21 protein-coding genes are annotated in these 18793 nt (G+C 63.1%); 9 read left to right on the forward strand and 12 right to left on the reverse strand.

Translation table 11 applies throughout. The features are described 5' to 3' along the window. Window positions 1-1616, reverse strand: a 1616-nt coding sequence (locus ACTZWY_RS18325; RefSeq protein WP_444792155.1) for a strawberry notch-like NTP hydrolase domain-containing protein, incomplete at its 3' end; no start/stop codon positions are given. Window positions 1617-1793: 177 nt separating this feature from the next. On the opposite strand from ACTZWY_RS18325, the gene ACTZWY_RS18330 reads away from it, so the two are divergent. From ACTZWY_RS18330 to ACTZWY_RS18340, 3 genes are all read left to right on the forward strand, one after another. Then, window positions 1794-2090 (forward strand): hypothetical protein, encoded by a 297-nt coding sequence (locus tag ACTZWY_RS18330; RefSeq protein WP_037275695.1) that lies wholly within the window; start codon window positions 1794-1796, stop codon window positions 2088-2090. A gap of 303 nt (window positions 2091-2393) precedes the next feature. Beyond that, on the forward strand, window positions 2394-3215 hold the full coding sequence (locus tag ACTZWY_RS18335) for a type IV toxin-antitoxin system AbiEi family antitoxin domain-containing protein (protein WP_444792156.1): 822 nt from the start codon (window positions 2394-2396) through the stop codon (window positions 3213-3215). Then, on the forward strand, window positions 3205-4122 hold the full coding sequence (locus ACTZWY_RS18340; RefSeq protein WP_444792157.1) for a nucleotidyl transferase AbiEii/AbiGii toxin family protein: 918 nt from the start codon (window positions 3205-3207) through the stop codon (window positions 4120-4122). The genes ACTZWY_RS18335 and ACTZWY_RS18340 overlap by 11 nt, the downstream gene beginning before the upstream one ends. 116 nt (window positions 4123-4238) lie before the next feature. On the opposite strand, the gene ACTZWY_RS18345 is transcribed toward ACTZWY_RS18340, so the two are convergent. The 9 genes from ACTZWY_RS18345 to ACTZWY_RS18385 form a co-directional block, all read right to left on the reverse strand. Further along, window positions 4239-4832, reverse strand: coding sequence for a DUF6088 family protein (locus ACTZWY_RS18345; protein WP_444792158.1), 594 nt, complete (start codon window positions 4830-4832; stop codon window positions 4239-4241). Window positions 4833-4889: 57 nt separating this feature from the next. Then, the gene (locus ACTZWY_RS18350; protein WP_444792159.1) at window positions 4890-5534 is read right to left on the reverse strand and encodes an antitoxin of toxin-antitoxin stability system; all 645 of its coding nucleotides are present in this window, start codon (window positions 5532-5534) and stop codon (window positions 4890-4892) included. Continuing rightward, window positions 5527-5946, reverse strand: coding sequence for a hypothetical protein (locus ACTZWY_RS18355; RefSeq protein WP_444792160.1), 420 nt, complete (start codon window positions 5944-5946; stop codon window positions 5527-5529). Before ACTZWY_RS18355 ends, ACTZWY_RS18350 begins: the two co-directional genes overlap by 8 nt. Window positions 5947-6021: 75 nt before the next feature. Next, window positions 6022-6219 carry a hypothetical protein gene (locus tag ACTZWY_RS18360; RefSeq protein WP_444792161.1) on the reverse strand — a complete coding sequence of 66 codons (198 nt, stop codon included), beginning with the start codon at window positions 6217-6219 and terminating at the stop codon, window positions 6022-6024. 1 nt (window position 6220) lies between these two features. Then, entirely contained in the window at window positions 6221-6598 is a 378-nt protein-coding gene (locus ACTZWY_RS18365; protein ID WP_444792162.1) for a DUF6915 family protein, read from the reverse strand. A 49-nt stretch (window positions 6599-6647) separates the two neighbouring features. Continuing rightward, window positions 6648-7100, reverse strand: a complete 453-nt coding sequence (locus ACTZWY_RS18370) for a DUF6878 family protein (RefSeq protein WP_444792163.1) — start codon at window positions 7098-7100, stop codon at window positions 6648-6650. A gap of 101 nt (window positions 7101-7201) precedes the next feature. Further along, window positions 7202-7720 (reverse strand): DNA repair protein RadC, encoded by a 519-nt coding sequence (locus ACTZWY_RS18375; protein ID WP_444792164.1) that lies wholly within the window; start codon window positions 7718-7720, stop codon window positions 7202-7204. A gap of 109 nt (window positions 7721-7829) precedes the next feature. Continuing rightward, entirely contained in the window at window positions 7830-8270 is a 441-nt protein-coding gene (locus ACTZWY_RS18380; protein ID WP_444792165.1) for a JAB domain-containing protein, read from the reverse strand. 126 nt (window positions 8271-8396) lie between these two features. Beyond that, entirely contained in the window at window positions 8397-9596 is a 1200-nt protein-coding gene (locus ACTZWY_RS18385; protein WP_444792166.1) for a DUF932 domain-containing protein, read from the reverse strand. A gap of 203 nt (window positions 9597-9799) precedes the next feature. On the opposite strand from ACTZWY_RS18385, the gene ACTZWY_RS18390 reads away from it, so the two are divergent. The 3 genes from ACTZWY_RS18390 to ACTZWY_RS18400 are packed head-to-tail and all read left to right on the forward strand — an operon-like array spanning window position 9800 to window position 12030. Further along, window positions 9800-11416: a phage minor head protein gene (locus tag ACTZWY_RS18390; RefSeq protein WP_444792167.1), complete on the forward strand. Its 1617-nt coding sequence runs from the start codon at window positions 9800-9802 to the stop codon at window positions 11414-11416. A gap of 2 nt (window positions 11417-11418) precedes the next feature. Further along, window positions 11419-11763, forward strand: a complete 345-nt coding sequence (locus tag ACTZWY_RS18395; protein WP_444792168.1) for a hypothetical protein — start codon at window positions 11419-11421, stop codon at window positions 11761-11763. A 39-nt stretch (window positions 11764-11802) separates the two neighbouring features. Then, window positions 11803-12030, forward strand: coding sequence for a hypothetical protein (locus ACTZWY_RS18400; protein ID WP_444792169.1), 228 nt, complete (start codon window positions 11803-11805; stop codon window positions 12028-12030). Window positions 12031-12253: 223 nt separating this feature from the next. On the opposite strand, the gene ACTZWY_RS18405 is transcribed toward ACTZWY_RS18400, so the two are convergent. Further along, window positions 12254-12658, reverse strand: a complete 405-nt coding sequence (locus tag ACTZWY_RS18405) for a single-stranded DNA-binding protein (protein WP_444792170.1) — start codon at window positions 12656-12658, stop codon at window positions 12254-12256. Between the two features lie 426 nt (window positions 12659-13084). On the opposite strand from ACTZWY_RS18405, the gene ACTZWY_RS18410 reads away from it, so the two are divergent. The 3 genes from ACTZWY_RS18410 (at window position 13085) to ACTZWY_RS18420 (ending at window position 18140) form a co-directional block, all read left to right on the forward strand. Next, window positions 13085-13405 (forward strand): H-NS histone family protein, encoded by a 321-nt coding sequence (locus ACTZWY_RS18410; protein WP_444792171.1) that lies wholly within the window; start codon window positions 13085-13087, stop codon window positions 13403-13405. 158 nt (window positions 13406-13563) lie between these two features. Next, a complete protein-coding gene (locus tag ACTZWY_RS18415) occupies window positions 13564-14517 on the forward strand; it encodes a hypothetical protein (RefSeq protein WP_444792172.1) in 954 nt (317 codons plus the stop codon). Continuing rightward, window positions 14517-18140, forward strand: coding sequence for a DEAD/DEAH box helicase (locus ACTZWY_RS18420; protein ID WP_444792173.1), 3624 nt, complete (start codon window positions 14517-14519; stop codon window positions 18138-18140). The genes ACTZWY_RS18415 and ACTZWY_RS18420 overlap by 1 nt, the downstream gene beginning before the upstream one ends. 278 nt (window positions 18141-18418) lie before the next feature. Here ACTZWY_RS18420 and ACTZWY_RS18425 read toward each other — a convergent pair whose 3' ends face one another. After that, complete coding sequence (locus tag ACTZWY_RS18425; RefSeq protein WP_007803240.1) at window positions 18419-18583, reverse strand: hypothetical protein; 165 nt, start codon at window positions 18581-18583, stop codon at window positions 18419-18421. Window positions 18584-18793: the final 210 nt, after the last annotated feature.

An 18793-nucleotide genomic window follows, 5' to 3' on the forward strand; every position in this document is an offset into this window, starting at 1 on the left:
ATCCAAAGCGCCTTGCGCCGTCCCTGCGCCCAGTTGTCGAGCAGGATCCCAGCCGACTGGCGGCCCTTGCCTGCCCCTGTGCCATCACCAAGGAAGAAGCCACGACGGAAGCGGACAGCGTCGGCGGCATCGTCGGGCGCGGCCGAGACCATGTCGCCCGTCTCATCCAAGCACCATGATCCGGCGAGATACGCGCCATGCGCCTCGCCCGCGTAGATCACCGTCTCAAGCTGCGCGTCTGACAGGAGGCCATCACACAGTACGGCAGCGGGCAGCTTGGGGCGGTAGCTGGGTTTGGGAGGCGCAACGGACGCCATAGCAGCCGATTGCACCAGCTTCGTCGGGTGCGGTTCCGCCCCGGGGATGTCGATCGCCTGCAGACGGAAGGTCTCATAAATGGCATCCGACAGGCGCGCGCTGGCATCGTCTTCGGTCGCATCGCGCAGCGCATAGGCCAGATCTTCGGCCTCGGTTTGCGCACTGGACTGGTGCGGCTGGGCCGCAGGGGTCGCGCGCGGTGTGCTGATGGCAGCGCGCGTGGCGCGGGCAGGATTTCCCGGGAAGGAGGAGGTGGGGCGATTTACTTCCGCTGTGTCCGGATCCAGCGCGAGACGCGGGGGGACATGGGTGGTGATCAGCGAGAGCAGGCTGGCGACATCAGGCGATATCGGGCGCGCCAGATCGGCGGTGATGCCGCCAGCCTCACCGCCCCGGCATTTGTCAAAGACCGACAGGCGGGTTTCAAAGCTGGTACCGTGCTTAGCGAAGGCGGCACCGGACACAGCGCCCGTGAACACCAGATGCGCGGACTCGGTCAGGCGGGTGAAAGTGTCAGCCCAAGCGGGGGCGTCGGGCGCGAAGCTGGCACCCGTGATGGCGACGAGCCGCCCACCGGGGGCCAAGCGAGCAAGCGCCGAGCGCAGATGCCGCGCCGTGGCCTCGGTCGTCCGGCCATCGACATTGGCCACAGCCGAGAAAGGCGGGTTCATCAGGATGACGCTCGGGCGCAGTCCGGCGTCGAGGTGATCGTCGATCTGGGCTGCGTCAAAGCAGGTGACGGGACGACCCGGAAAGAGGAGGCGCAGAAGGTCGGCGCGGGTGTCGGCCAACTCGTTCAGCGCGAGGCTGCCACCCGCGATCTCAGCGAGGATCGCCAGAAGCCCGGTCCCGGCCGAAGGCTCAAGGACCAAGTCACGCGGCGTGATCTGTGCGGCGGCCAGTGCCGCGAGCCCCATGGGCAGCGGCGTCGAGAATTGCTGGAACCGCTCCATCTCCTCCGAGCGCCGGGTATGCGTCGGCAAGAGGCCAGCCACCTTGGCAAGGATCGGCAGCAGGGCAGCGGGCGATCCAGCACGGGCCAGCAGCGCGCGGCCGAATTTCCGCAGGAAAAGGACCAGCGCCACCTCGCCCGCCTCATAGGCGAGCTTCCAGTTCCACGCACCATCGGCATCGGAGCCGCCAAAGGCGCGCTCCATCTCAAGCCGAAGACGCAGCGCGTCGATCTGGAAACCCTGCGCCAGATCGGGCTGCAAGGCTTCGGCGACGGTGATGATCGCAGGTGCGAGATCAGCAGGCGGAACAGCAACGGGAGGCGCAACGGGTGCGAGATAGGTCATCGGGAAACTCCGGAATGAGAAACATGGGCAGGCCTGGGCACCCTCTCTCGGGCACCCTCAGGCCTGATCTTTCCCGGCCCCTCTCTCCCTCTCGAATACTGGTGCTCCCAACACGCGGCTTGATTTTGTTCCTGTTATGTTCTATATTCAAAACCAAGCCAGACAGGGAGTTTCCCCATGGAAAGCACAACATACGCGCTGCCCGCGACCCCTAAGCAGATCGCCTATGCGCGGTCACTCGCCTTGCGCAACCAGACCCTCCTGCCTTGGGAGGTTCAGCAGGACCGCCGGTCGTTGAGTGCTTGGATCGAGGCGCAGGCCCAGCTGAAGCCGGTATCCGATATGGACCGGTTGCCGACCTCGAAGCAGGTGGCCTTCGCGGAGAAACTCGCCCGGATCAAGCGCCGCGCCGTCCCGGACGAATGCTTCCGCGATAAAGGGCTGATGTCGAAGTGGATCGACGGCAACAAGTAGCCCCCGCCTTCCTTCCCGCGCCAAGGACTGTTGCCCGCATGGGGGGAGACTGCGAAGGTAGGCTCCAGTCCGCAGGACCAAGGCCTGGTCCCGGCGGCACGCCGGGAAGGTGCCCGCATAGACATTCGGCAACCGCCGCAAGTCGCCGCCGTCGCTCAACCACGTGTCGTCAGACCTCCCACCACCTGGGCTACCTCTTTGCTCTTTGGAAATCATACCTTTGGAGCGTTCATAACGCTGAAGCATTACCTCCCTCAAAGAGATCTATGGCGCGCTCTTTGAAAATCTGTCACTTTAGGCATCATGGACGCCGCAAGATCACAGAATCTGAAGAAACTGCTCGATGCAGTGCCCGCCGGGTATCTGGTCGATGCCGCGTGGCTCGTCTCGCAAGGCATAGCCTATGAGAGCTTCCGTGACTATGTGAAGCGCGGCTGGCTGGAGCGTATCGCACGCGGTGTCTTCCGCCGCCCACTCCCCAGCACCGCAGTCCCCCCGACGTCGAACAGCATGGACTGGAAGACCTGCATCCTTTCCACCCAGCACATCATGGGTCATGACCTGCATGTCGGCGGCACCACGGCGCTCGGCGAACAGGGGCATGCCCATTACCTGCGCCTCGGCGACAGCGCTCCAGTCTGGGTCTATGGGGACAGTATCCCCAATTGGCTGACGAAACTGCCGATGGATGCCCAGATCAGAACCCGCCCCCGATCCTTGTTTGCCGACCCGAAACTGGGCGTGATCGAGGGCAAAACGACCGGCCAGCCATGGGACTGGGGTCTCACGATGTCGACGCCGGAGCGTGCCATCCTGGAGGCCATGGACGAGTTGCCCGACCATGAAGGCTTCCACACGCTCGACATGGTCTTCGAGAGCCTGACGACCCTGCGCCCAAGACTGCTGTCCGACCTCCTGCAGGCCTGCCGCAAGATCAAGGTCAAGCGCCTGTTCTTCGTTTTCGCTGACCGCCACGACCATCCCTGGCGCAAACGGATCGACCCGCAGGCATTCGACCTCGGCAGCGGCGACCGGGCCTTGGTCCGAGGCGGCAATATCCACCCACGCTATCGGATCATGGTGCCGGAAGATTTCGTGAAACCGGAGGCCGACAGTGGCGCGTGAGACCTATGAAGCCCAAGTCGCGCTCCTGGTGCGCGTCCTGCCCCATGTCGCTGAGGAGAACGTCTTCGCGCTCAAAGGCGGGACGGCCATCAACCTCTTTTACCGCGCCCTGCCGCGGTTGTCGGTCGATATCGACTTGACCTACCTGCCAATCAAGGAACGCGTCGAGAGCCTGGACGAGATCAATGCCGCGATGGACCGCATCGCGGCCGCCATCGAGACCGGTATTCGCGGCGCAAAAACTCAGCGCATTCAAGGCGGCGGCGGCGGAGCCACACGGCTCCTCGCGCGCCTCGGGCATGCCGAAATCAAGATCGAAACCTCGCCTGTGACCCGTGGCGTCGTCCACGACCCGGAGATCCGGACTGTCTCGGCCGCTGTCGAGGATGCCTACGGCTATGCTGAAATGCAGATCGTCTCGTTCGAGGACCTGTTCGCAGGCAAACTGCACGCTGCCCTCGACAGGCAGCATCCCCGGGATCTCTACGACGTCACGCTCCTCTACGAAAACGAAGGCCTGACGCAGGACCTGTTCCAGACCTTCCTGATCTATGTCGCCAGTTCGCCGCGCCCGGCGCATGAGCTGCTCGATCCGAACCTGATCGATCTCGGGCAACCCTACGCGCGGGAATTCGAGGGCATGACCAGAACACCCGTTCCTCTCGACTTGCTTCTGGCGACGCGGCTGAGGCTGATCGCGGATGTGCAATCGCGCCTCGATACCAACGCGAGGCAGTTCCTGCTGACACTCCAAGACGGGGAGCCTGACTTTGCGGCCATCGACCGATCGCGGGCAGCTCACCTGCCGGCCGTGCAGTGGAAACTCCTCAACCTGAACAAGCTGAAGCGCGACAACCCCGTAAAGCACGCAGCGCAGCGTGACGCCCTGGTGAAGCTTCTGGGCTGAACCGTGCACCGCACCGTCGCGAGGCGGATGAGCATTGACCCATTGGGTCGACTGTCGTGAATTTGCCTCCCGCCTCGGGATGGGCACCAGGCAAAGCGCTCAGGTGTACTGACGCCTTAGCCATGGACCATCTCTCCGACCAATCGTGCCAGCCAAGTCGGAAACTGCGGCGCGGCGGACATCAGCTCAGTCTTTGCCGTCTCCGTGAGCTTGGATCGCAGGATTTGCAGGGCCTTGGGAGCCTCATCTGGCCCGAGCCATGCCAGAGCGCGGACGGCCTGACCGGATGTCTTGCTCCCAAAGGCCAACTGCCAACGCGGCGCATGACGCAGTTCGACCGCTTGCCGGCCAAGGTTCAGCACACGGCTTCGCCCCGAGGTGAGGTAAACCGACTTGACCGGCACCTGTGTCGTGAGGCCCAGAGCGTTTGCCGCGGCAGCGCCGCTCGGGACGATCGTCTCGCCCCGCTGCACAGCGAGCGCTTCAATCGCCTGTTCAGCGGACGGACTGCGCGGACCAAAGCGTGTCTGGACCGGGCGCATGTAGATGCCGCGTTCTGCACGGATCAACTCGCCGCGCGCGGCCAGACGCGACAGCGTTTGATCGATCGCCGCGCGCGAGCCGAGGTGCAAGAGCCCCTTCGCTGCCAAGGGCATTCCCTCCGGCAACGTCGACGCGACATTCATGATGCTCTCGGCCATGCGCTCCATGATCGCTCCTTTGTCAGAAAAATGCGCGGTTTTCTGACAGTTTTCAACCATGCGCTCTCACCCGAACCGCCGCCCGGCTTCGGTGAAGGTGTACTCGTTGACGATGATCCCCTCCTCGATGGCCTCGTCCGAGGTCAGGTGGTCGTATTCGGCCTCAAGCTGGCGGTAGAGCCAGCGGGCCAGATCGCGCAGTGCCTCGGCCACGATCTCCTCCGCGTCCTCGGTCGGCAGCTGCCACCTCGAGCTGTCCCGCGTGACGTCTACCGACATGGTGTATTCGTGGTAGTAGCGCCCGCGATGGCTGACCTCGGCGGCCAGCTGGTAGAAGTTCCGCCGCTGAATGGCCTGCAGCCGGTCGGCGATGCCGTGCAGCGTCGCGTCTGTGGGCGCGTAGTCCCGGATGCGCGTGGCCGCGCCCTTCGCGTGGGACCAATAGCCCTCGAAGCAAGCCCCGTCTCCTTGGCTGCAGAAGCCGGAAAACCAGATGCAGGGCTTGGCCCGCGTCCCGCCGCCCATCAGGCGGACGGTTGTGGTCTTCAGGCGAATGCCGAGGATTTCGCAGATGCGTTCGAAATCCTCGTAGACCGCGTCCCACCAGTCATCGTGGGGGCCAAGCGCGCGATACCAACTGCGGGCCTTTTCCTTGGCGGCATCCGAGAGTTCGGGGAACTGGTAGACGGTGGTGCAGATGACCTCAGGCATCGACGTCCTCCCCGTTCAGCGCGGCGGCCAGCCATTCCTGGCTGCTGGTCCAGCCGATGGACTTGCGTGCGCTGAGATCGATGACATGCGCGCCGCCGCCGAAGGCGTCGAGGCGAGGCCGGGAGCAGGTCAGAGAATACTGAAACCCCCAGAGACCGGTGAGGTCGAGATCGTCCGCAAGGCGCAGCACGAAGCGGATGACCCCCTCGACATCGCCGTGCTCATCGTCATGGATCCAGAGGGTGCTGCCCTCGGGCGCATCCTGGCGCACGAGTGTGAGGCCCGCGACCTCCGGGTCGTCAGCGTCGTGATCCGCAGCGCGCAGTTCCTGGAACAGCGCGAGCGCGCGGGCAGCTTTGTCAGGGGTGCCAACGTCGAGCAGGCACGAGAAATGGGTGAAGTAATCCGCCATGGGGACCTCCTGAATGGGGAAGACCCGGCCGAGAGACCGGGCATTGTGTTGGAATGAAGGGGTGGTTGGGGGCGATCAGCCGGTGAGCCTGTCGCCCGCTGCCTGTCGCGCGGCATGCGCGCAGAGCATCTGCCGATAGAAGCGCTTGCGCGCCGCCCGGAAGCCGCGAACGGCGCGCGTGTCCGGGTGGAGCGCCCGGACCGCCGCCCGCAGGACGGCGTAGGGCGAAGCCGTCACAGGAAGGCCGAGGCGCTGATAGGCTGGATCGGTCATCTCAGGTGACCTCGACCACGGGCGAGGCGAGATGCGGATCGACCTGCGCCTCGATCCGCTCGGCCCGGCCCATCCATGGCTCGGGTCGGATGGCCTTTACCCAGTCGGCGAAGCTCGGGATGAAGCCGAGGTCTTCCTTCACATGCTGCTCGCCGACCCAGCGGGTCGGGATGATGCGCCCGGTCGAGAGGGTCAGGGTTGTCCCAAAGATCGTCTCGGCCATGAAGATGCCCTCGGCATGATGGCGCAGCGCCCGGTGCCGGAAGTCCGCAGTTATCGATTTCGAGGCGTCGAACCAGGCATGTACCGCCATGAAATCGTCGACGGTGCCGCCCCATTTCTTCACGGACGACAGGGCGTGGTGATAGGGATGTGCCATCGCCGCCCCCTCAGAAATCATGGGTGTGGAGTTCGGACGAGGTGAAGCGCTAGTTGAACTCGAGGTGGATGCAGCGGGCCGCCGCGTCGAAGCAGAACTCGCCCCAAGCGCCGTCGTTGTTTTCCCAACCGCCATGGGTGTCGGAGAGGAAGTCGTAGGCCAGCTGCTCGACGACATCTTCGAGCGAGAGCTGCCGCATCTCGACCTCGGGGTCGTCCCAGGTCAGCGCGGCATACTCGATCTCGGTCGCGGGGAACTCGACCGCGGTCTCGCCGGACCATGCGCCGATGCTTTCGATCTGGCCACTGTCACCGGCACCGTCGAAGGTCACGGTGACATGAGTGATGCCGGCCGCCGTGAGGCCATCGAAAAGGCGGTCCTTGTTGCCGGGACGCAGCGCTTCAATGCGGGCCGCGCGCGCGGCATACGCCGCGAAGATCTGGGACATGTCGACAGTCGGTGGTGCCATCGGCGGCGCGAGGGTGGGTTCAGTCAGGGTCATCGGGGTTCTCCGGTAAGGGGAAGGGATTGGAGCCGGTCCGGGCAAACTCTCTCCCCCGGACAAGCTCCAAATCCCCCCTGCCCCTCTCTGCCTCTCGGGCCTCACGCAGCGACCTGCAGCGCCCGGGCGGCAAAGACGCGCCAGAGCGGATCGACGAGCCGGGCATCCAGAAGATCGGCGCGGCGGCGCAACTGAGCCGCCAGATCGGACTCACCCCAGGCCGCTGCGCGGCCCGCCTGGGCGCGCAGCTGGCTTGCCTCGGTCACGACGCCCCGCGCCTCGGCCGCGCTCGTCACCGGGTGGGACCAGGCGACAGCGTGGTCGCTGGCGGCCCCGGCCAGCACAAGGCGCTCGTCGCGGTCGAGGATCGCCAGAAGTTGGGGCGGAGCTTCCCGGGCGATCGCCTCGGCGTGGTCGATCGCGCCCTGCATGGCGTCCGCCAGCGTCGCGAATCGGGCGAGGACGATCGGAGCGGCCCGGCCCAACAGCAGGTCGGTCGGCGCGCGGCGCGACAGAGTCAAGGCGAAGGGATGATCGGGATCGGTGTCGCCCGAGGGAACATGCGGCGGGATGCCCCGCGCGTAGGCGGTCGGGTGGACGGGCAAGGGAAGGTCGAACATGGGAAGATCTCCGACGGCGCGGGAAGCCTCTCTCCCCGCCTCATCCGTCAAAGACCAAACCGCCGACCTCTTCCTCGACGGGGCGACGGTAATGGATCTGCCCGCAGCGTCAGAGCTTGCCGAGCCCCCGCAGGCTCAGCTCCATCCCTGCACCGACGATGATGTGGTCATGCAGCGTCAAGCCGAGATACCTGCAGCCCTTCTGGATCTCCTTGGTCATGTTGAGATCGGCCTCCGACGGCGTTGGATCGCCAGACGGGTGGTTGTGGATCAGGATCAGCGCGCTGGCGTTCAGCATCAGCGCCCGCTTGATCACCTCTCGCGGATAGACCGGGACATGGTCGACCGTGCCGGTCGAAAGAAGCTCATCGGCGATGATGCGGTTCTTGCGGTCGAGGTAGAGGACGTGGAACCGCTCGATGGGGCCGCGAACGGTGAGCGCACAATAGTCCAGCAGCGCCTGCCAACTTCCGATGACCGGGTTTTGACTGAGGTAGCGACCGAGGATGTCGCGAGCCTCGAGGACGATGGTTTCTTCCTGGGGGGTCATGGGGATTCTCGCTGAAATGCGCAGGCCAATGCCCCCTGCCCTCTCGGGGCGGGGCCAGTGGCGTGCATGTGGAAGGGGAAAGCGCGACCGCCGCGCGCGAGGGCGGTCGCGATGTCGAGCCCGGCGTCAGCCGACCCGGTCGAGAAGCTTCTTCGCGCGCCCTTCCATGTCGAGGCGGGCATCCTGCTGGGTCTTGTCGCGCGCAAGCCGCGTGATCCCCTGCACGAAGTCGAAGATGCTCTCGGGCGGGCGGCCTTCTTCCATCAGCACCTTCTCGATGATCTTGCCGGATTCGGCCTTGGAGAAGCCGCGCTTGCGCAGGAAGTCATCCCGGTCCTCATCCGTGCGCGCCACGATCTGCTGCCGCGCGGCCTTGATGCCGTTCACAAACCCCTGCGGCGAGGAATTGGCAAAGCGCGTCAGCGCCGGGGCGGCCTCATGGGCGAAGCGCGAGGCGGCGTATTTCGAGTGGCGGATCCTGATCTCCTGAAAATCCTCGACGCCCCAAAGGTTCCGGTTCTGGCACACGGCCCGCAGGTAAAAACTCGCCATGCCAAGGGTCTTGGCCCCCACCTCGGAGTTCCAGCAATAAAAGCCCCGGAAGTAGAGATCGGGGGAGCCGTCGGGCAGACGGCCCGCCTCGATCGGGTTGTGATCATCGACCAGGAACAGAAAGACGTCACGGTCCGAGGCATAGAGCGTGGTCGTGTCGCGGCTGATCTCGACATCGGGATTGTAGACCCCCGTCGACCAGTCAAGCACACCCGGCACCTTCCAGCGCGTGTCGCCCGTGCCATTGCCCGCGATGCGCTGCACCGCTTCGACCAACTCGAAATCGTGGATGCGGCCATAATCGGGGCCGGTCACCGCCCGCAGTTCGGTGCGACCGTCTTCCGTCTCGAAGGTCTTCACCTGCTCGGCACGGTGGTTGGTCAGGCCGTATTGCAGGTTGATCCCCGCCAGCGGTGCGGGCAGTTGGCGTAGGTAGGAGGCCGGAGCGCCGACAATGCTGGCAAGCTGACCAAACGCCCAATGGGTGGGCGCGACTGGCTCATGCGCCTTGGGCAGAACCAGGTGCAATCGCTCGGCGCTGTCGCGCGCGGCCTCGACACGGATATCGGCTGTCTGAACGACCCGGCTGCGGCTGCGCTCGGAGCGACCCTTCACATTGGCCCACAGATCGTCGAGCGACAGATACCGCTCGTCATCGGGCCGGTTGAACCATTCGGACGACACCCGCCCGTTCCGTTCGCCCCGGCTCACATCAACCTTCCAGCCACCCGCCCGCGCCGGTGAGACCGGATCCAGAATTTCAACAACGCCCATCGGCTATCTCCCGCGACGGGCGCCGGGAGCCACTCTCCCAGCCCTCAACCCGTCGCCGGGAAACCGGCACTCCTCTGACTCTGCTGATCTTTCGCATGCCGTCGTCCGCAACAACGGCCCCTGATCGAGGCAACGTACGGTCGGCTGATCGCTTTTTAACATATTGGCAATACAAACCTTCGCGCGGCTCAGCGGGAGGTTCCATGAAACACAGTCTTAGCGAATTCCTCCGCCACGGTGGCAGTGGTCAGTACGTTTTGGCGCGCCAGAACGGAGCCGTGTACGGCTACCGTGCAGGCATTTCGATCAAATCGCTTTTCCCCGGCTATGTGGACCTGCGGGCTGATTTCATCGACCAACTGGACCGCGTGACAGCCGACAACACCCGGATGCTGCTAAATGCGCTGACGCCCCCTGACACCGTGCCGTGGGTGACCGAAGCCGACCTGCGTGACGTTTCAGACGCCAAGGAAGAGGCGCTGCGCCAGTGGGATGCGCGTTTGAGGGCCATCTTCGAGGAATACGTGACCCACCCGCAGCGCTTGCGTGCGTTGCGGGAAGCGATGGAAGAACGTCTGCTTCGGGCCTTCGCGGGCCTAATCAACCAGCTTCGACAGCAAGACCTCGGCATCGAACGTTACGTCTGGCGCTCCCAGGACGATGCCAAGGTTCGCGATAGCCATGCCGAGTACGATGATCAGGTGTTTCGTTGGGACGAGCCGCCTGCGGGCGGGCATCCCGGGCAGGCGCACAACTGTCGGTGTCTCGCTCAGCCCATCGCGCCGGGATCGCGTAATGATGTGATACTGGCAGAACTTGCTCTTCCGACCGAAGCACCCGTGGACGCCATCTTGCGTCGCCTCGGTCTCCGTGCGGTCGCGATCACACCGCTTGGAACGACCGCTTTGGCGGCTTTGGCCGCAAGCGATGCCCTGCAGGAACTCACGCGTCTGGCCACCGAACGTCGGCTTCAACGTGCGGCAGAAATCCTTGGCGTCGAACCCGGATCGGCCGAGGGGCTCCTTGCAGCGATGGCCCACGAGTTGGTGCAGGAAGCGGTTATCTCTGGTCTCGGGTCAAGTTTGCCCAAATCGGTTGAGGCCGCACAGATCGCAGGGCAGGCAGCCGCGCTCTACGAGATGTTGAACCCCGGCACCATTGTGCGTGTCGTCGAAGAGGACCGGGCCGCACAACTCGCCCTGGGAGACTTCGTGCAGCGGGCATACAACTCATTTGCGGAAGGCCGGTTGCGGCTGCAGGATGGCACGACTGCCCAGGGCTGGGTCGAGGTGTTCCCGGAACTGACTGAGGGCGAGCGTCGGTTGGGCGAGCTTCCCGGTTTTACGCCGGAACGCATCGACCAGTGGCTGGAAACCTACCCGGCCGAGGTCCTTGGCCTGCCAAGCCACACGGGTTCGCCCCCTGTCGAAGACCCGACCGGCAACATCATCTCCACACCGATCCCGGATGAAGTGGGGCCGAACATTGTCGAGGCACGTCAGGATGAGGCCTTCACCACCCCCGGCGGGAATACGATTGGCGACCATGGCGGCAAGGGCGACGGGCTGGAATACATCACAGGAAAAGGGCATAGTGCCGGGCAGATCGATGACATCATCGCCAATCCCCGACCCGATCTTAGCGGAATCGTCGCCGGACGCGGTCGATACCGGGGCCAGGACATGACTTTGCTGACCGGAGAGGACGGGCATTGGGTTCTCTTGAGCCCGGAGGGGCGCGTCGTCGCTGTAAGCAATCGGAACCGCCCCCTTTGGGAAACGGAAAATGAACCCGACCCGATCATCAGGCCATTGGAGTGAACATGCGCGAAGAGTTTGAAGAAATGCTAGAACAGCTCGAAGCTGGCAAATTCGTGTATGTTGAGCCCTCAAGCGTAATGCTCGAGTTCAACGAATTCATGGCGTCGCGGGGCTACAGCGTTGCGCGGCTGGAGGTCGTTAGAGTTCGGGGCGGTAGTCGAACCGGGCGCACCTTCGAGTACGACTTCTTGGCGAACAAAAGTCCAGGCTATGAGAAAGAATGGCAGATCTTTCTCGATCCACAGCGATCTGCCGCGAATATTCGCGACATCGTGCGCCGCGCGTTGAACGAGGGCGGGGAATACCAATACCTGGTGTGGGCCGAGGTGCCACCATCCGAAGAATGACAGGTATTCCTGCCGGGTGAAGAAAAACCAAGGCCCCAGATGGACGACAAAGAAGCAATCAACCTGCTTGAAAAGCAGATCAAGGCCCTCGAACAGGCAGGCATCGACATGTCAGGTGACCGAACATTCTTCTATGTCGGGGAGTATGACCTCGCGCTTGAAGGTGTCTACGTGGCGCACAAAAAGCACCCTGGTGTACTCAATGCTCAAGAGGTCCAGGCGCTCGTCGACGATTTCGGCATGGACACTGCGGAATTTGATAGATGAGCTGCAATGGCTGTTGATAAGTTATGGGCGCTGACAGCATTTGATCCGTCCGCTCGCGTAAATTGACCTGTGAAACGAATAGATGATCGGAATAGTCGCTGACCATCTTCCCAATCCGAATCGAACTTTAGGGTTCAGCCTTTCCACTTTGGTCACATCTGTCCGGAGATCGACTGTACCCGGCGGGTTTCCCCGCCGGGCCTGAGGGGGGAGACCCCGTTCCTCAGAACGGGATCTCATCGTCGCAGTCGACCAGCTCGGGGTTTTCGGTCTCGGCCGACTTCGGGCGGCTCAGGAAGTCGACCTTCTCGGCGATGATCTCGCAGCCGTAGCGGTCGTTCCCCATGCTGTCGATCCACTTGGTGTAGTGGATGCGGCCGTGGACGAGGACCTTCATGCCCTTTTCGCAATGCTCCGCGACCGTCTTGCCGAGACCGTTGAAGCAGGTAATGCGGTGCCATTCCGTGTCCATGACCCGATAGCCGTTCTCGTCGCGCAGGACGCGACCTTCCGAGAGGCGGGGGCGGGAGGTGGCGAGGCTGAAGTTGGTGATCTTGGTGCCGCCCTGGGTGGTGCGGACTTCGGGGGTCTGACCGATGTTGCCGGCGAGGATGACGATGTTCTGCATGATTAGCTCCTGTGTTTCCTGTCTTCGGGACCGTCCCTTCGACAAGACCCGGGAAAAGCCCGTCGGGTGATGCGTGCACGGGGGACAGCATGGACACCGGAAACCCCCAAAGGACCGGGGTGGCGCGGGCAGGACGCCACAGGCGGCCAACACGGCCCAGACTGACGCGGGGTTGCGCGTGAGAGCCCGAACGGGATTAGGGGATTGTCAGTCGAAGGGATGGCCCAGGAGACAGCGATGCGCGGGCAGCCCATGCTAGAACCCGTCACCCTGCCCATCGGGACTGCCTGACCCCCAGTTCAGCACCTCCCTGGCGGCGGCGACGACCAACAGCCTTTGCCACCCCTGCCTTTGCCTGCCGGGAGTTGCGGCACCCTGCCGCGACAGGCTATCGATACCGGGACATTCAGGACACGGACGGCACCAATGGCTGATTACGATCTCGAGGCACTGTCGCTCGACGAGCTGAAGAAAATGCAGAAGGACATCGCCAAGGCGATTTCCACCTTTGAGGATCGACAGAAGGCGGAAGCCCGCGCCAAAGTAGAAGCGCTCGCCCGGGATCTGGGCTACTCCCTGGCCGAACTCGTCGGCACAGATACGAAATCCTCGCGCGCGCCTGCGGCAGCAAAATACCGGCACCCTGAGAACCCGACGCTCACCTGGTCCGGCCGGGGGCGCAAACCCCAGTGGTTCGTTGCGGCTTTGGAGGCGGGAAAGACCGCGAGCGACCTAGCCATCAGTTGATGGCTGAATCTTCGCGATCGGCCCTGAGTTGCCCTTCGACCAACCCCAGTCGAATGTCTGCTTCAATTTCATAACTTGTTCGCTTCGTCGGGTATCGAGAACATTGACGCTTCATGCGATCGCGCAATTCCAATAAGCATTGTGCGAGGAGTTCGACATTGACCTTACACAATTGCCCACCACCAAAAGCTGCGCTGGCCCGCTGGCTTACGGCGTATCCGAGCGAAGACGGTAGCTACGGGCACTTGTTGCTCGAGCAAGATTGCGACTGCGACGACGATCTGATCTCAGATTTGGTCGCCTATTTCGAATCCGCTCATGCTGACGCCCGCGCGTTTTTCCATGAGCAGATCGGTATCGAGCTTCACCCTGATGCCGATGAGCCCGAACCTCATGTCACCTATCCGAGGTGCTTGCCGTCGATCACGCGACGTGGGCTGTTCGGAGAGGTCATGGCTGGCCTACTTACCGAAGGATACGAATACATCGGCAAGCACAAGTGGACAATCCCGGTGTTCCTTTTCCGTTTTCATGAGGACGCGGAGGCTTATCTGTTCGCGCTCGCGCGGGATGAAGAGCGAAAGCGAGAGGTCTATGGGAGGCGTGGCTCTGATTTCATTGCCCTCGCGCTCGATGACGATGGTGACATAGAGCGCTTCATCGCTGGCGAAGCCAAATGGCGAAAGAAGCTTCGGCCAGCTGTCGTCGCCGAGCTGATGTTCGGCAAGAAGAAGAAGGATCCGGATACCGAGGAACTCGAGCATGACGGCAAGGGCATCTGGTTCCAGATCAATCGCGATATTCCAGCGCCGCATGGGCTTCGGCAGCTACAGCGCCTACTCCGGGAAATCGATCCCGACGGCTATTCCGCTGCGATTGCCAGACTTGATCGCGTGCTGGTGGTTCGGAACGCCGAACCATTGCCTCGCACCAATCTCATCATGATTTCGGGAGGCGATGTGCCGAGCCGAGCGCCACAAACTTCGCTCATCCCTTGGGAGAAAGTGCCCGATGAATATACTGCGCCTCACGATCTGCAGGTTGTCGAGCTCATTCTAAACGACGGTGAAATTCTGATTGACGGCGTCTATGAAGCACTCTGGGCCACCTGATGCCGGAAAACGATCCGCAGAGGCTCGAGATCGCCAATGGCGCCCGCACCAGGCTCGCGCTGGAGAACGAAATATCTGCCAATCAGGCGCGTTCCTATGTCCGTTGTTTACAGATCGGATGGCAGGTCGACACGATCGGCTGGAACCGCAGCGATTCTGAAGGTCAGCTGGCGGATGCCCGAAGCCTGTTGCAGGCAGCTGAGATCTTCGCAGAGATCGAGGGGCATCAATCGCCTCGCGCCGTTGATTGCTACCGGCGGGCCGGTGAGATCCTCGAATGGCTGGCGCGCTCGGCAGACGACATTCGGACGATCGCGCCAATCGAATTACTTGCCGGCGCCGCCTTCCAACTCGGAGGTCTGCCCGCCATGGCATCGGGCCTTCTCGGCCAGTTGGATCTCGAGGAAGACGGCCCGAAGCTTTTCGCCGCGTTTTTCCAAGCCGATTTCGATACAGTACTCGTCCATGCCATGGCCTTCTGGGATCAAAATGGCGAACTTACGGACGCCGGTTCTTCCCGCCGGATCCTCGAAGAGGATAAGGATGACCGGCTTAGTTGGTATTTCACGGTCGAACTCATTCGCGCGCTCGGCCTTTTTGCAGATTCGATCCGGCGCGGGGCCGATGACCGCCTCGCCAAGGCCGCTGCGAAGCTCAAGGCGCTCGACTCTATGGCCGTTCGCACTTTCAGCGACGATGTTTCGCTGCTCATCAGCTTGTTGCGACAAGTTGCCGAACGGTTTTCGGACGCCAGCATCTATCGTTCGGTCCGTGCCCTTGGGGAACTCAACGCCGAGCGCATGCCCCGCATGCTGGCCTTTGCGCGTGATCAGTTCTCGCGCGGTCGCGGTATACTGTGGTCGTCTCAGCGCGCCGGTCTCACCCGCCTTCTCGAGAACTCGTCTTTCGCGCTTTGCACGCCGACCGGTTCGGGCAAGACGCTCGTCGCCAATCTCGCCCTCGTGAAGGAACTACTGCTGCGCGATCATGGCGAGGTCGTGCCACTGGCCCTGTACCTTGTCCCTTCCCGTGCGCTCGCTGGTGAGGTCGAGGCCAAACTGACTTCAGAGCTCGGCCGCGATCTTATCATCACCGGCCTTTATGGCGGCGCCGACTGGGGCATCACCGACTATTGGCTGAATGCCGACCGCCCGACCGTGCTGATCGCCACTGTCGAAAAGGCCGATGCGCTCATGCGCTATCTCGCTCCGCTGCTTCTCAGCCGTCTCAAGCTACTGATCGTCGACGAGGCGCATCAGGTCCTGCCAGATGATACAGAAAGCGGCCGTAGTGACTTCGCCGATCATAGCAGTCGCTCGCTTAGGCTTGAGAGCTTCGTCGCACGCTTGCTCACCCAGACGCCCGATATCGTTCGTATCGCGCTAACTGCGGTCGCCGGCGGGGCCGCCGGACCTGTAGCGCGGTGGATGGAGGGCACCGCCGACGCAACAGCGATCGGTACGCGCTATCGCAGTACCCGGCAAGTGATCGGTGTGCTCGAGACCTCGTCTGAACGGCGCAGTACGATGCTGCTCGAGCTTATGAATGGGCGGCCGCTCTACGTGCAGGGCCGTGATGATCCGGTCTACCTCAACCTCAACATCCCGCCGATGGCGCAGCTGCCCCCGCAGATGCGGTCCAGTCTCTATCGCTTCAACCAGGTGACTGTGCTGTGGACGGCGCTGCACCTCGCTGCGACTGATCGCCGGATCCTGATCTCACTGGCCCAGCAGCCCGAACAGACGATGGGGTGGTATGCGGAATCCTTCGACCTGCCAGCTTGGCAGGGTCTGCCGGCTTTCGTGCCGCCCGAGGGAAGGGACGGTGAGTTGTTCGCCGAAGCCCGGGCGGCCTGCGTTGATTATTGCGGGCCAGATTCCTATGAGGTGAGACTGCTCGATCGCGGGATAGCAACCAGCCATGGCCAGATGCCGCAGCGGCTAAGGCGGCTAATGGTGGCACTGATTGACCGAAAGATCTGTCCAATCACCGTTGCGACAGCGACTCTCACCGAAGGCGTCAACCTCCCGTTCGACATCATCTTTGTGACCTCGCTCAAGCGCAGCGCCTACAACAACGTGACGCAGCAGCCAGTCATCACACCCTATACGCCGGCCGAGTTCCGCAACCTTTCCGGTCGTGCTGGTAGGCCAGGCTCGACGTGTGGAATGGAAGGGCTAACGCTGATTGCCTTGCCCACCACGATCGCCACCACTGCCAATGGACAGAAGCAGAAACAGCGCAACCAGATGGCTGCTCTGCGCGAGGACTATGAAGCGTTGCGCGAGAAGCTCCGGCTCGACGAACTGGCGGGCGATGCGACCCTCAGTCCGCTCGCGATGCTACTCAGCGAACTGCGCGACAAGGCGCGGCTCTATTTCGGACATTTGACCGACGAAGCCTTTCTGAAATGGCTCGAACAGATCGAGCCCAGCGAGGTCAGCGACCTTGCCGGGACCGGCGCCACCGGTGGCATTGACCGGCTTGCCGACACGGTCGACGAACTGGATGCTTTCATCATGACAGCGCTTGAGGAACTCAGCCTGCTCGATGCCGAACTCGATGGGCCGCGGGCCGAAGCAATGCTCGCCGCGCTCTGGCAGAACACCTTCACGGTCGCCGCAGCCGCCCAGGAAGCGTGGCTCGAGGACGCGATCCTGCGCCGCGGGCGCGCGATCATCGGGGAGATCTACCCTGACGCCGACGAACGGCGGCGGCTCTACCAATATGGCTTCTCGCCCTATGTCGGCAGGCGGTTCGAAGCGATCGCGCCGGCAATCGTCGATCTGCTGGCGGCGGCCACCGAGTATGGTCTCGAAACCCCGGAGCAGCGTCTGGAGCGGTTTGTGGTCCTAGGCGAACTCTTGAAGGAGGATCGCGGCTTCGGCTTCCGCGTCCGCGATACGGTCGGCGATCACGAGATCCTCAATGCTTGGACCGACGTATTACGCTGGTGGATGCGCGCACCGGGCAGCGAAGTGCCCGATGCCGGCAATCTTCGCGCTCGCCAACGTTTTGTCGCCGACAATCTCGAGTTTCGCTTGGGAGTCGCGATCGGCGCGGTCGTTGCACAGAAATGGAGTGCTGGTGCCGGTGATCCGCTCGCTGTTCCTTCACTTGCCGAATGGAAGGCCACAACAGGACTGCCTTGGTTCGGCTTTTGGGCGCGCGAGCTCCTTCGCTGGGGAACGCTCGATCCCTTTGTCGCATTCGCAATGGCGCAGGGACGCGCGAAGACGCGCGAGGACGCGGAAGCACTTAGGCCCGAATTCGAGGAGTGGCTCGGCGAGGAGATTGACACACCGACGTCCGAAGACCTGATCGATCCACAGCAGTTTTTGGGCTGGGAACGGAGCCTGCCTTCCCGCGAGCGGGAGCGCGCTCAGGTTGTGCCGGAGGAAGTCGAATTGACCGGGACGACCGGCGCCAAGAAACGCTACAATGTCCTGCCGATGGCCGGTGCAGACCAAGTAATCTGGCTTGACGCTTCTGGTTACGAGCTTGCCCGGTCTTCTGACGAGTTTGGACTTTATGACCAGTCCGACCTTGCGAATGATTATGTGCTTGATTCCGGGGTGCAGGCGACCGTCCATCGCGTATTCGTTGGCTTCCGGCGTTGGTAATCCCTCCGCGGCCACTCCCGATTAGAAGGCTTGGCTTGAATAGGCTTCTGATGGGTAGCTTTTTGCACTCCTTCTTCTCTGAGCGGATAGGCGGAGCAAACCAAAAGCGGTCCTTGGGCGGTGTCGCAGCGAAGGACGGCTTCCGCCCATCGCGTCCTACGACGTGCACAGGTGGCATACAGGCGTTCCTCAGATCGGCACCGCCGATCACTCTATCGGCGATAGGCCCGGAGGCGCATCCGCGCCGTGCCGGGCCCTCGGAAAGTGAGGCCGAAGCCTCACCCGAAGGGATCGTATTCCGAGACGATCACGACCTCGTCGCCGTCGATTTCATCGGCGGGGACAGCGCCGAAGGTTCCATCCCCTGCCTGGAAGACGACGATCGAGACCATGAGCGTGGCGGCGAGGGAGGCGGCGAAGGCGTGAGCATCTTTGCGGGACATCTGTTTGGCTCCTGTCTTGGAGGCGGGGGACCATCCCCCGCGCGACAGGACCCCGCAGGCCCGAAGACTGGCTGACATCACCGGGTGCGTTCGGCTCGTCCGAATCCGCCCGGCGGCACGGGCTCGCCCCGTAGTCCGACCCCTCGCGGGTTGATCTCGAAGACGGGATTCGGGGCAAGGAAGGGAATGGCGAGCGGGGGATGGTCCCCC

Origin of the sequence: Roseinatronobacter sp. NSM, assembly GCF_052379845.1 — a bacterium.
In the GTDB taxonomy this organism is placed as follows: Bacteria; Pseudomonadota; Alphaproteobacteria; order Rhodobacterales; family Rhodobacteraceae; genus Roseinatronobacter.

Bases quoted from the DNA above. Each gene is read 5' to 3' on its own strand.
- ACTZWY_RS18330 (WP_037275695.1), top strand. From the start codon at position 1,794: ATGGAAAGCACAACATACGCGCTGCCCGCGACCCCTAAGCAGATCGCC.
- ACTZWY_RS18335 (WP_444792156.1), top strand. From the start codon at position 2,394: ATGGACGCCGCAAGATCACAGAATCTGAAGAAACTGCTCGATGCAGTG.
- ACTZWY_RS18345 (WP_444792158.1), bottom strand. From the start codon at position 4,832: ATGGAGCGCATGGCCGAGAGCATCATGAATGTCGCGTCGACGTTGCCG.
- ACTZWY_RS18350 (WP_444792159.1), bottom strand. From the start codon at position 5,534: ATGCCTGAGGTCATCTGCACCACCGTCTACCAGTTCCCCGAACTCTCG.
- ACTZWY_RS18355 (WP_444792160.1), bottom strand. From the start codon at position 5,946: ATGGCGGATTACTTCACCCATTTCTCGTGCCTGCTCGACGTTGGCACC.
- ACTZWY_RS18360 (WP_444792161.1), bottom strand. From the start codon at position 6,219: ATGACCGATCCAGCCTATCAGCGCCTCGGCCTTCCTGTGACGGCTTCG.
- ACTZWY_RS18365 (WP_444792162.1), bottom strand. From the start codon at position 6,598: ATGGCACATCCCTATCACCACGCCCTGTCGTCCGTGAAGAAATGGGGC.
- ACTZWY_RS18370 (WP_444792163.1), bottom strand. From the start codon at position 7,100: ATGACCCTGACTGAACCCACCCTCGCGCCGCCGATGGCACCACCGACT.
- ACTZWY_RS18375 (WP_444792164.1), bottom strand. From the start codon at position 7,720: ATGTTCGACCTTCCCTTGCCCGTCCACCCGACCGCCTACGCGCGGGGC.
- ACTZWY_RS18380 (WP_444792165.1), bottom strand. From the start codon at position 8,270: ATGACCCCCCAGGAAGAAACCATCGTCCTCGAGGCTCGCGACATCCTC.
- ACTZWY_RS18385 (WP_444792166.1), bottom strand. From the start codon at position 9,596: ATGGGCGTTGTTGAAATTCTGGATCCGGTCTCACCGGCGCGGGCGGGT.
- ACTZWY_RS18390 (WP_444792167.1), top strand. From the start codon at position 9,800: ATGAAACACAGTCTTAGCGAATTCCTCCGCCACGGTGGCAGTGGTCAG.
- ACTZWY_RS18395 (WP_444792168.1), top strand. From the start codon at position 11,419: ATGCGCGAAGAGTTTGAAGAAATGCTAGAACAGCTCGAAGCTGGCAAA.
- ACTZWY_RS18400 (WP_444792169.1), top strand. From the start codon at position 11,803: ATGGACGACAAAGAAGCAATCAACCTGCTTGAAAAGCAGATCAAGGCC.
- ACTZWY_RS18405 (WP_444792170.1), bottom strand. From the start codon at position 12,658: ATGCAGAACATCGTCATCCTCGCCGGCAACATCGGTCAGACCCCCGAA.
- ACTZWY_RS18410 (WP_444792171.1), top strand. From the start codon at position 13,085: ATGGCTGATTACGATCTCGAGGCACTGTCGCTCGACGAGCTGAAGAAA.
- ACTZWY_RS18420 (WP_444792173.1), top strand. From the start codon at position 14,517: ATGCCGGAAAACGATCCGCAGAGGCTCGAGATCGCCAATGGCGCCCGC.
- ACTZWY_RS18425 (WP_007803240.1), bottom strand. From the start codon at position 18,583: ATGTCCCGCAAAGATGCTCACGCCTTCGCCGCCTCCCTCGCCGCCACG.